At 68.9% G+C, this 9,402-nt stretch carries 10 protein-coding genes; 3 read left to right on the top strand and 7 right to left on the bottom strand.

What is annotated here, in order from left to right:
* Both Q0379_RS11260 and Q0379_RS11255 read left to right on the top strand, forming a co-directional pair.
* Positions 1-666 (top strand): protein adenylyltransferase SelO family protein (locus Q0379_RS11260; RefSeq protein ID WP_299008467.1); only part of this gene is annotated, 666 nt, incomplete at its 5' end.
* 91 nt (positions 667-757) lie between these two features.
* Positions 758-883, top strand: coding sequence for a hypothetical protein (locus tag Q0379_RS11255; RefSeq protein ID WP_013077777.1), 126 nt, complete (start codon positions 758-760; stop codon positions 881-883).
* Between the two features lie 22 nt (positions 884-905).
* Here Q0379_RS11255 and Q0379_RS11250 read toward each other — a convergent pair whose 3' ends face one another.
* The 6 genes from Q0379_RS11250 to Q0379_RS11225 form a co-directional block, all read right to left on the bottom strand.
* Positions 906-1,682 (bottom strand): polysaccharide deacetylase family protein, encoded by a 777-nt coding sequence (locus Q0379_RS11250; RefSeq protein ID WP_299008463.1) that lies wholly within the window; start codon positions 1,680-1,682, stop codon positions 906-908.
* A gap of 9 nt (positions 1,683-1,691) precedes the next feature.
* Positions 1,692-2,522 carry a glycosyltransferase family 2 protein gene (locus tag Q0379_RS11245; protein WP_299008461.1) on the bottom strand — a complete coding sequence of 277 codons (831 nt, stop codon included), beginning with the start codon at positions 2,520-2,522 and terminating at the stop codon, positions 1,692-1,694.
* Between the two features lie 122 nt (positions 2,523-2,644).
* Positions 2,645-4,957, bottom strand: a complete 2,313-nt coding sequence (locus Q0379_RS11240) for a TonB-dependent receptor (RefSeq protein WP_299008459.1) — start codon at positions 4,955-4,957, stop codon at positions 2,645-2,647.
* Positions 4,958-5,065: 108 nt separating this feature from the next.
* Positions 5,066-6,043: a FecR domain-containing protein gene (locus Q0379_RS11235; RefSeq protein ID WP_299008457.1), complete on the bottom strand. Its 978-nt coding sequence runs from the start codon at positions 6,041-6,043 to the stop codon at positions 5,066-5,068.
* Between the two features lie 85 nt (positions 6,044-6,128).
* Entirely contained in the window at positions 6,129-6,629 is a 501-nt protein-coding gene (locus Q0379_RS11230; RefSeq protein ID WP_299008455.1) for a sigma-70 family RNA polymerase sigma factor, read from the bottom strand.
* A 286-nt stretch (positions 6,630-6,915) separates the two neighbouring features.
* Positions 6,916-8,121 (bottom strand): winged helix-turn-helix domain-containing protein, encoded by a 1,206-nt coding sequence (locus Q0379_RS11225; protein ID WP_299008452.1) that lies wholly within the window; start codon positions 8,119-8,121, stop codon positions 6,916-6,918.
* A 119-nt stretch (positions 8,122-8,240) separates the two neighbouring features.
* On the opposite strand from Q0379_RS11225, the gene Q0379_RS11220 reads away from it, so the two are divergent.
* Complete coding sequence (locus tag Q0379_RS11220) at positions 8,241-9,086, top strand: aldose 1-epimerase (RefSeq protein WP_299008449.1); 846 nt, start codon at positions 8,241-8,243, stop codon at positions 9,084-9,086.
* Here Q0379_RS11220 and Q0379_RS11215 read toward each other — a convergent pair.
* On the bottom strand, positions 9,076-9,402 hold a 327-nt coding region (locus Q0379_RS11215; protein WP_299008447.1), incomplete at its 5' end, for a peptidoglycan-binding protein. The two genes, Q0379_RS11220 and Q0379_RS11215, sit on opposite strands and share 11 nt — an antisense overlap.

The raw sequence follows: 9,402 nt of genomic DNA, 5'->3' as shown, positions 1-9,402 counted from the left end.
GGCGAGAGCTTCGACTACGGCCCTTGGCGCTTCCTGCCGCGCAACGACCCGAACTTCGTCGCCGCCTATTTCGACCAGTCGGGCCTCTACAGCTTTGGCCGTCAGCCCGAGGCGGTGTTCTGGAACCTGCAGCAGCTGGCCGCCTGCTTCACCCTGGTCGGCGAGCAGGCCGGGCTGCTGGCGGCGCTGAACGGCTTCTCGGACGCCTATCGCACGGCCCTGCGCGAGGCGATCCTGGACCGGCTTGGCTTGCAGAGCCTGGGCGCCGACACCGATGTCGAGTTGGTCAACGCCGCCTTCCGGGCCCTGGCCGACGGGGGCGAGGCGTTGCGTTGGGAGCCGTTCTTCTTCGACTGGTTCGGCGGCGAGGCGTCCGAGGCGCGGGCGCTGTCGGGCCCGCGGGCCGGCCTCTATGAGAGCGAGGCGTTCAAGGCCTTCCGCGGGCGCTTGGCCGACTATTCGCCCGACCGTCCCGAGCGCCTGGCCGACCCGATCTTCCAGCGTCCGGAGCCCGAGGAGCTGATCATCGACGAGGTCGAAGCCGTGTGGGCGCCGATCGATCAGACGGATGATTGGTCGCTCTTCTACGCCAAGCTTGAGCGGATCGAGGCGGCGCGGCGAGCCTATGGATTGGGGAGCGTGCGCAGCGGAAAAGCCGCCCTCTGAAATTTTTCCGTTCGAGCGCGGAACAATCGTCAAGGTTCCGTCTTACTGTTCCGGCACAGTGCCACCGACGAACGCCGTGCGGAGATTCCCGATGCGCATCTTCCAACCGATCATGCTGGTTTGCGCCGTAGCCATGTCGTTCGTGGGGGCCCTTGGCCTGCCGGGCTGCGCCCGCGCCATCGGCGAGTGCCTGCGCGACCGTCCCGAACTGGCCTAGAGGCGTTTAAAGCTAAAGGGCTCTAGGCGCTGAGCGCTTCAGGCGCGCGGGGGCTGGCCGGCGTCAGATCCTGTCGCGCACGGATCGGGAACGCGGCCAGGAACTGATCCAGGAACGCCCAGGTCGCCGTGTCGTGATCAAGGTGATGAGTCAACAGGCCCATCGGCTCGTCCCAATTTCCGGAAACCCGCCGCTGCGCCATCAGTCGGCGCATGCGCGACAGAAACCGCCAGCGTCCGCGGAAACGCCCGCCGCCCTTCCAGCGCAGCACGTCGAGGTGCGCGTCGAGACGGGCCACGCCCTGTGAGACGCCGCGCGCCTGATCGAAGGCGGAGACGGCGGTGATGGACGAGTCGCCGAGCGCTTCGATCAGTCGAGGCTGCAGATTGTTCCAAGGCGGCACGAAGAGGGTCGGCTGCGCGCCGGCCTTGTGGAACGCCATGACGATCGCCCGCAGCTGGGCGCGGACCCACTCGAGGCTGTCCTCGGGGACCACCTCGCCAAAGCCGCGGCCGGTGGGCTGGCGGTTGATGTGCTTGAACCCATGCACCGCGATCTCGACAGTCGGTTCGACCTCGACGCGACGAACCAGGGCGCTGAGGTGCGGACTGGCGATCGCCGCCAGGGTCAGCGGCGCCGCGTGGCCGCGGGACAGCGCCAGCAGCCTGTCCAGCGCTTCGCTGGGCGCGCGCGCGTCGTCGTCGCGCCACCACAGGACCGGCGCGCGTCCGGCCCTTGTCCAAAGGCGCAGCTCCCGACCAAGGATCAGGCGAAAGGCGAGGGGGGCGAGCCGCCGCATGGCGTGGGACTAGTGTTTGGCGGCTTCAGCCCGGCGCAGCGGCAGGGCGGCCGGCGGGGCCGGCTTGGCCGCTTCGCGGGCGCGGTTGCGCAGGATCTCGCGGGCGCGCAGGTTCGACAGGATCGGATAGAGGCCCGCCATCAGCGAGATCAGGAAGCCCAGATCGCCTTCCCGATAGCCCTTGCGCGAGACGTAACACTTGAAGAACCGGCGAACGCCGCGGAAGGCGTCGTCGGCGATTCCCTTGACCTTGCCGCTGTCGGCCAGGTCCTGGGCCCGCAAGGCGGTGTAGCGGGACAGGCGCGCGAACATGTCGCCGATGTCCTCGTCGACCATGTGACGCAGCGGCTGGGTCAGGCGACCGCCGTAGACGCCGTCCAGTTTCGCGCCCGGATGCACGCGCTCGGACTTCCACGACTTCACGCCCAGACGGAACAGGCGCGCGGCCGAGGACGTGCCGAACGAGCCGCCCCAGCCGTGACGGACCAGCTGGTCGCCGATATAGTTGTCGATCGGCACTTGATACCAGTCAGCCGCGCCGGCGCGGGCGATGGTCTCGCGCACCTCCTGGGCGAAGGCGGGGGTGACGCCCTCGTCCGCGTCCAGTTCCAGGATCCAGTCGCCGGTGCAGCGCGCCAGGCCGGCGTGCTTGCGCGCGCCCTCGATCGGGAAGATGCCGGAAACCACTCGGGCGCCGTACTGGCGCGCGATGGCTTCGGTGCCGTCGCTGCAGCGGTCCGCGACCACGACGATCTCGTCGCAGAACGACAGGGCGGCCAGACAGTCGGGCAGGCGCTGTTCCTCGTTGTGGACACAGAGCAACGCGGAAAGCTTGGTCATCACTCGAAATCCCTGAGTGAGCGTTCCGCACCCCCCGCGACCGCTCTCACAGAAGATGACGCCGCCGTCAGGCGTGTCCCCCCGCCTTCGGCGAGGAAATGTTTCAGCGTTGCGACAAAAGATTAGAAGTTGGCCGACAGGGATAGGCTCCAGGTGCGCGGACGCTGAGGCGTGACCTGGCGAACCTGGCCGAAGCTGAACGGATTGCCGTAGGCGAAGGTGTCGCTGGAACTGTTCCAGGGATTGCTGACGAACACCGCCGCGCGCCAGCGGTCGGTCATCACCTGGGCCGACACCTTGCCGGTGTAGTAGCCGCCCATGGACGGCGAATAGCGCGGGTCGAAGGTCAGGCGCGAACGGCCGATATAGCCGGTCTCGGCCGTCAGCATCAGCGTGGCCTCGGCCGTCAGCGGCCGATGGTAGGTGACCAGGCTGCCGAAGGAGACGTCCGGCACGCCGGGAAGGCTGGCCGTCGCGCCGATGCCGAAGCCTGGCGCGATGCGGGTCAGCTTGGGCTCGTTGAACAGGGCGTTTCCCGAAACGGTGAGGCGGCCGGTCGCCCGCCAGGCGGCCTCGATCTCGACGCCGCGATTGCGGCCGTCGCCTATGTTGGCGGTGTAGGACAGGCCCGAGGAGAAGTACTGGTCGGTCTGGATGTTGCGCCAGTCGTCGTAGAACAGCGCCGTGCGCAGGTTCAGGCGGCCTCGGAACGGCGTGAGGGTGGCGCCGATCTCGTAGTTGCGCAGATGGTCGGGGCGGAAGACGCGGCGGGTTTCCGCGGGAACCACCAGACCGCCGGAGTTGAATCCGCCGGCGCGATAACCCTCCGAGGTCAGCGCATAGATCATGCCGCCGCCGGACAGATCGCGCTGCAGCGAGACCTTCGGCGAGAAGCCGCTGAAGGACGCCTCGCGATCGAGATCCCGCGAGGTCCCGGGAGACGGCGCCAGCACGTAGGAGCGCGTGTGGACCGTGGTCTTGAACCGGCGTCCGCCCACCGAGGCCTTCCAGCCGGCCCCGAGGTCGTAACTGGCCTCGCCATACACCGCGTACTCGTTCAGCAGGTCCTTGCGGTTCTCATTATAGACCGTGCGGGTGACGTTCGCACTCCGGGCGCGGAGGTCCGCGTCGCCCTCCTCGATGCTGTTGGCGGCGAAGAGGCCGACCATCCAGCGCAGCCGGCCTCGCTCCGGACCGGTGTAGAGCGCGTCCTGGATGGCCATGCGCACGCGCGATCTCTCGTCGTACAGGCCCAGCTCGACGCCCTCCTCCGCGAACTGCGTCACGGCAAGGGTGGCGTCGTAACGGCTGGCGAACTTGTGAGCGACGTAACCGGTCACGGACTCGAACTGTCCCCAATCGCCCGAACCGCTGATCTTCAGCGAGGTCTGGCCGAGCCGGTTGCGGTGCGTCTCGCGCACCTGGTTGGCGCGGCGAGGACCGCCGGGGGCCAGGGTGACGTACTGGGTGTCCTTGGACGAGACGCTCTGGCCGGCGACGCCCAGCCGGACCTCCCACTCGCCCCGCTCGACGCGCCACGCCACGCGGCCGCCCCGGCGCGTGGTCTTGTCCACATTGGACAGGCGCAGGTTCACGTCGTCCAGGTAGCCGCCGTCGACGTCGTGGTAGAGCGTCGCCCGCAAGGCTGACTGGGCGCTGGTCGGCACGTTGACCACGCCCTCGAAGCGATAGCTATTGGAGCCGGATTCGGTGTCGGCGAAGGTGACGCCTGCCGAGGCGGAATAGGCGCCGAACTCCGGCGCGCGGGTGACGATGCGATAGATGCCGCTGAGCGAGCCGCCGCCGTAGAGCGCGCCTTGCGGGCCGCGCAGCACCTCGACGCGCTCGACGTCGATCAGCCGAAGGTCGGGGTCGGGGGCGTTGTAGTTGACCGGCAGGTCGTCGAGATAGGTCCCCACCGTCGACTGGGTGCGTCCGGTGAAGGCCCCGTCCGACAGCCCGCGCAGCAGGATCTTGTTGCGCGCCGCCCCGAGGTTGGTGGTGATGAAGCCGGCGGTCTGGCGCGCCACCGAACCGGTCTCGCCGACCCCGGTGTCCTGCAGTTGGGGCGAGCCGATGACGCTGACGCCGCCCGGCAGGCTGCCCAGCCGCGCGGGACGCTTGCCGGCCGTGATGATCAGCGGCGCCAGAGGGGCGACAGGCTCGATCGCGGTCGGCGCGACGGGGCGGGCGACCACCTGAGGGCGGGCCGGGGGCTTGAGCGGAGAAAGGCGGACCGTGCGCGCGTCGACCAGAGCATAGGCGCAGCCGCGACCGGCCACGGCGCGGTCGAGAGCCTCGCGCAGCGTGAACGACCCGACCAGGGGAACGCCTGGGCCCTTGCAGGCCTCGACGCCGCCAAGGCTGACGCCCATGCGGACGCCCAGCTCGATCAAGGTTTCCGAGGCGGTTGTCTTGCGGATGTCCAGGCGCACGCGGCCATCGACAGCGGCGACGGCGCCGCGTCCGCTAAGGCCAAGTCCCAGGAAGCTGGCGGCGAAAAGGAGAAGGGCCCGTCTCAGGAGCGGGCCCGCCTACGCGCGTCAGTTCGAAGCGGACGGCCTTCCGCGCAGGACAATGGCATCATCGGTCGGCGTCGCCGAAATCGGCATCAGGCTGGTCAGGCGGCGAACCATCGCATCCTGTCTATCCACGATCAATACGCCGGAAAACCGCAGCGTGGCCGTATTTTCCCCTTCGAGACGAATGGGGCGGTCGAAATAGTGGTTCATGTCGCCGACGATCCGACCCAGCGGCTGGTCGCGATAGACGAGGCGGCCCGAGCGCCAGCCCACCTGATCCTCGGCGGCGACCGACCGCACCGAGACGCCGGACGCGCCTTCCACATGTTCCAGCATCTGGCCGGGACGCAGTCTGACGGGCGTGTCTTCGCCGTCGGTCGAGACCTCGACCAGGCCGCGCAGGACGGTGACGCTGAGCTGGCCGTCGCGGCGGCGGACGTCGAACTTGGTGCCGAGCACCCGCACTGTCTCGTCGCCGGCGGTAATCAGGAAGGGACGGGCGCTGTCATGCGCCACGTCGAACAGGGCCTGGCCCTCGTGGACCGTGACGCGGCGAGCGTCCTTCTCCAGACGGACCGACACGTGCGAGTCGGTGTTCAGGTCGATGCGGGTGCCGTCGGCCAGGTTCAGGGTGCGGCTTTCACCCTTGGCGGTGGTGTAGAGCGTATCGGGCTGGGGCAGCAGTTCGCCCCACGGCGCCACCGTGATCGCGATGGCGGCCGCGGCGGCGGCGGCGCCCAGACCGCCCAGCCAACGCCAGTCGATCATGAACGCCGGCTTGGCCGCGGCGCGCCTGGGTTCGGCCAATTCCCCCCGGACGGCCGCCCCTCGCTGGAAGATCTCCTCGTCGACGGCCTGGATGGCGTCATACGCCTCCTGAGCGCCTGGCTCGGAAAGCCAGGCGTCGAACGCCAGCCAGTCGGCCTCATCGACCTCCGGCCGCTGCAATCGGGTCAGCCAATCGGCCGCCTCCTGCAGGTGCTGCGCTGACCGGCTCATCCGGCTTTGCTCCGACGAGGACCCATCATCCCCCACGGGAAGGACGTCGCGACGATGCCTCGCCCTCCATTGACAGATGCATAAATCAACGCAGTCGCCTCGTCAGGGTCTTTAGGGCCGAGCTTATGTGCTTTTCCACCGTACTGGTGCTGATGCCCATGCGACGGGCTGTCTCGGCATGGCTGAGGCCCTCCAGCTTGTGCAGTTGGAAGGCGTGACGGGTCTTTTCCGGGAGATCGTCCACGGCCTCGACCAGGGCCCTGAGACGCTGGCGGGAGTGCACGACCTCGTCGGCCGCCGGCTCTTCGGCGACCTCGTGTCCCGCCAGGACCGTCGTATTGGCTTCGCGCCAGTCATGGTCGCGCGCGCCAGAGCGTTTCTGGCTGCGCAGGCGATCCAGCATGAGGTTCGAGCCGATGCGGTGCAGCAGGGCGGACGGGTTGTCCACCGCGGTGTCCGCCTCCATCGCCATAAGCCGCAGATAGAGATCCTGAACCAGGTCCTCCGCCTCGGCGCGCGAGCTTAGCCGCGCGGCGAAGAAGCGCACCAGATTGGCCCGTTTCTCCTCATAAAGGCTCAACAGCACGGCCTTGTCCGAGCCTGTTGCGCTCAAAAGATCACCCGCATCCACACCACGCTGTCCCCCCGCAGGTCGGAGCAATATCCATCTTTCGGGCGGAAAGACGATCGTTTGTTGCGGCGCTCGGACACCGGTGTCCAGCGGTCCCCTGAGGGCGAGCGGAGGAGTCTTCGCGTCCTGGGCGCGAAAAATGCGTACCCGTTGGATATTAGCGCGAATCCATGAGGCCGAGTGCGGCGTCTTCCCTGACCAAGCTTCATCGCGATGTGGCGAAATGCCGCGGAGCATGAGCTCACCCGCCCGAGGCTTGCACCCGCAACTCCGCGGCCAGCTCGCCCTTGTCCTGGACCTGGACTTCGGAAAGATCCAGCCAGCGCGCCATGGCCTGGAGTTCGGCCGACAGCAGCTCGGCGGTCCGTCCGTCCGCCGTGGGCTCACGATGGGCGGCCAGCACGACTAGGCGGCCAGTCTTCCGGTCGGCTTTCAGATCGACCCGGGCGGTGATCGCCTCGTCCTGCAGGAACGGGAGCACGTAGTAGCCATGCTCGCGCTTGTGCGCAGGCGTATAGATCTCCAGGCGCACCCTGACGCCGAAGAGCCGCTCGGCGCGCTCGCGGAACCAGATCAGGTTGTCGAAGGGGGAGAGCAGGGCGCGCGCCTTCACGGCCCGGGAACGCGGCGCGTCAGGATGCAGAAAGGCCGGCGGCTCCCAGCCCTCGACCTTCACGGGGACCAGCTGTCCGCTTTCGACGAGGCCGGACAACGCGGCTCGGGTCTCGGCCACGCCGAGGCGGAAATAGTCGCGCAGGTCTCGCTCGGTGGCCACGCCCATGGCCCGGGCCGCGATCATCAGCAGTCGTTGCTGGGCCTCGGCGCGGTCCGGCGTCGGCGCGTTGTGGATTTCCGGCGGCAGGACTCGCTCTGGCAGGTCATAGACCCGCTCGAAGCCGCCCTTCCGGGTCGCGGTGGTCAAGCGGCCGGTCCAGAAGAGGCACTCCATCGCCCGCTTGGCCTCGCTCCAGCCCCACCAGCCGCCCGCGCCCTTCGCGCCCAGCTCCAGCGCCGAGGCGGTCAGCGGCCCGCGCTCGGCGACGGCGGCCAGGGCCTTGTCGATGAAGTCGCCGTGGTCGCGCAGGAACGCCGCCACGCCCTTCCACACGCCCACCCCCTCGGCCGCGTCGGCCATGCGCCAGCGCAACAGCGGGTGAGTCGAGAGGGGCGTCAGGGAGGCCTCGTGCGCCCAGTACTCGGCGAGCGCGGGACGTCGCCCCCACGCTAGCTGCTCCAGCAGAGCGCGGTCGTAGGGACCCAGCCGCGAGAAGAAGGGCAGGTAGTGCGAGCGGGAGACGACATTGACGGAATCGATCTGGACGACGCCCAGCGCCTCGATCGTCGAAAGCAGATGACGACGGCCTGGCGTCGCTGGCCGCGCGCGTCCGAAGCCTTGCGCCCGCAGCGCGATGCGGCGGGCTTCCTTCGCCGAGAGGGTTTCGACCATGCAAGCAATTGAGCTTGGGTCGGCGCATCGCGCAAGGCGCTGAGAGCGCTACCATCAAGGCTTGGCCCCAACGCTGAAAGATCCTACCGATGCCCGCTCAGTCGCTTGGGAGCCGCCGCATGACCGTCATCGACAAGGGCCAGGCCCGCCTGTCGTTCGTTCCCGAGGTCGGCGGCGCCGTGTCGCGCTTCACGCTCGGCGGGCGCGATGTGCTGCGGCCCGCCGCGCCCGGGACGAGCGACGCCCTGATGACCGCCAGCTTTCCGCTGGTCCCGTTCTGCAACCGCATCCCGCACGGGCGGTTCGTGTTCGAGGGGCGCGAGGTCGTGCTGCCGCCGAACCTGGCTGGGCATCCGCATCCGCTGCATGGTCAGGGCTGGCGCTCGGCCTGGACCGTCGAACACGCCGCCGACGGCGAGGCGCTGCTCTCTTACCAGCACGCGTCGGACGCCTGGCCCTGGGCCTATCGCGCCGAACAGCGCTTCCAGCTCCTCGACTCGGGTTTCCGCGCCCAGCTGACGGTGATCAACACCAGCGACACGGCGATGCCGGCGGGCTTGGGCTTCCATCCCTATTTCCCGCGCCGCCTGGGCGAGACCCTGACCGCCGCCAATGACGGCGTCTGGCTGATCGACACCGATGTCCTGCCGACCGAGCATCATCCGGGACCGTGGGAGGCCGACTGGGCGGCGGGGGCCGCGGTCGAGGGTCATGGCCTGATCGACCACTGCTACACGGGGTGGGACCAGCGCGCGGTGCTGCGCGCGCCCGGCCAGCCCGACACGGTGATCACGGCCTCGGCCGAATGCCGCTGGCTTCACGTCTATGTCCCGCCGGGCGAGGACTTCCTATGCGTCGAACCCTGCGCCAGCCGCCCAAACCCGTTCGGCGAGGGCGACACCGGCATGGTCGTGTTGCAACCGGGCGAAAGCCGCTCGATCTGGATGGAAGTCGTTACGGCGTGATGCCGGCCTGGGCCTTCAGGCGGGCGACCATGTCGCTGGACAGGTAGCCGTCGGCGGGCAGTTGCTGGCTCTGCTGCCAGGCGCGCAGCGCCTTGCGGGTGTTGGCGCCGACGACGCCATCGGCGGGTCCGGGATTGAAGCCGACGCGGGCGAGGGCGATCTGGGCGGCCATGCGGTCCGACAGCGACAGCGCCGTCTCCTGCGGCCACGGCGTGACCAGGGGACCACCTCCGGCGAAGCGGTCGGCCAAGAGGCCGATGCCCAGGGCGTAGGACGTCGAGTTGTTGTAGGTCCGGATCGCGAAGTGGTTCGGCAG

The sequence above is a fragment of the uncultured Caulobacter sp. genome (assembly GCF_937900395.1).
Classification (GTDB): domain Bacteria; phylum Pseudomonadota; class Alphaproteobacteria; order Caulobacterales; family Caulobacteraceae; genus Caulobacter.
The sequence above is the reverse complement of the archived record's forward strand: the minus strand, read 5'-3'. Positions and strand labels throughout refer to the sequence as shown.

Excerpts from the sequence above, each read along its gene's own strand:
- Q0379_RS11255 (WP_013077777.1), top strand. The coding sequence starts at position 758 with ATGCGCATCTTCCAACCGATCATGCTGGTTTGCGCCGTAGCCATGTCG.
- Q0379_RS11245 (WP_299008461.1), bottom strand. The coding sequence starts at position 2,522 with ATGACCAAGCTTTCCGCGTTGCTCTGTGTCCACAACGAGGAACAGCGC.
- Q0379_RS11235 (WP_299008457.1), bottom strand. The coding sequence starts at position 6,043 with ATGAGCCGGTCAGCGCAGCACCTGCAGGAGGCGGCCGATTGGCTGACC.
- Q0379_RS11250 (WP_299008463.1), bottom strand. The coding sequence starts at position 1,682 with ATGCGGCGGCTCGCCCCCCTCGCCTTTCGCCTGATCCTTGGTCGGGAG.
- Q0379_RS11220 (WP_299008449.1), top strand. The coding sequence starts at position 8,241 with ATGACCGTCATCGACAAGGGCCAGGCCCGCCTGTCGTTCGTTCCCGAG.
- Q0379_RS11225 (WP_299008452.1), bottom strand. The coding sequence starts at position 8,121 with ATGGTCGAAACCCTCTCGGCGAAGGAAGCCCGCCGCATCGCGCTGCGG.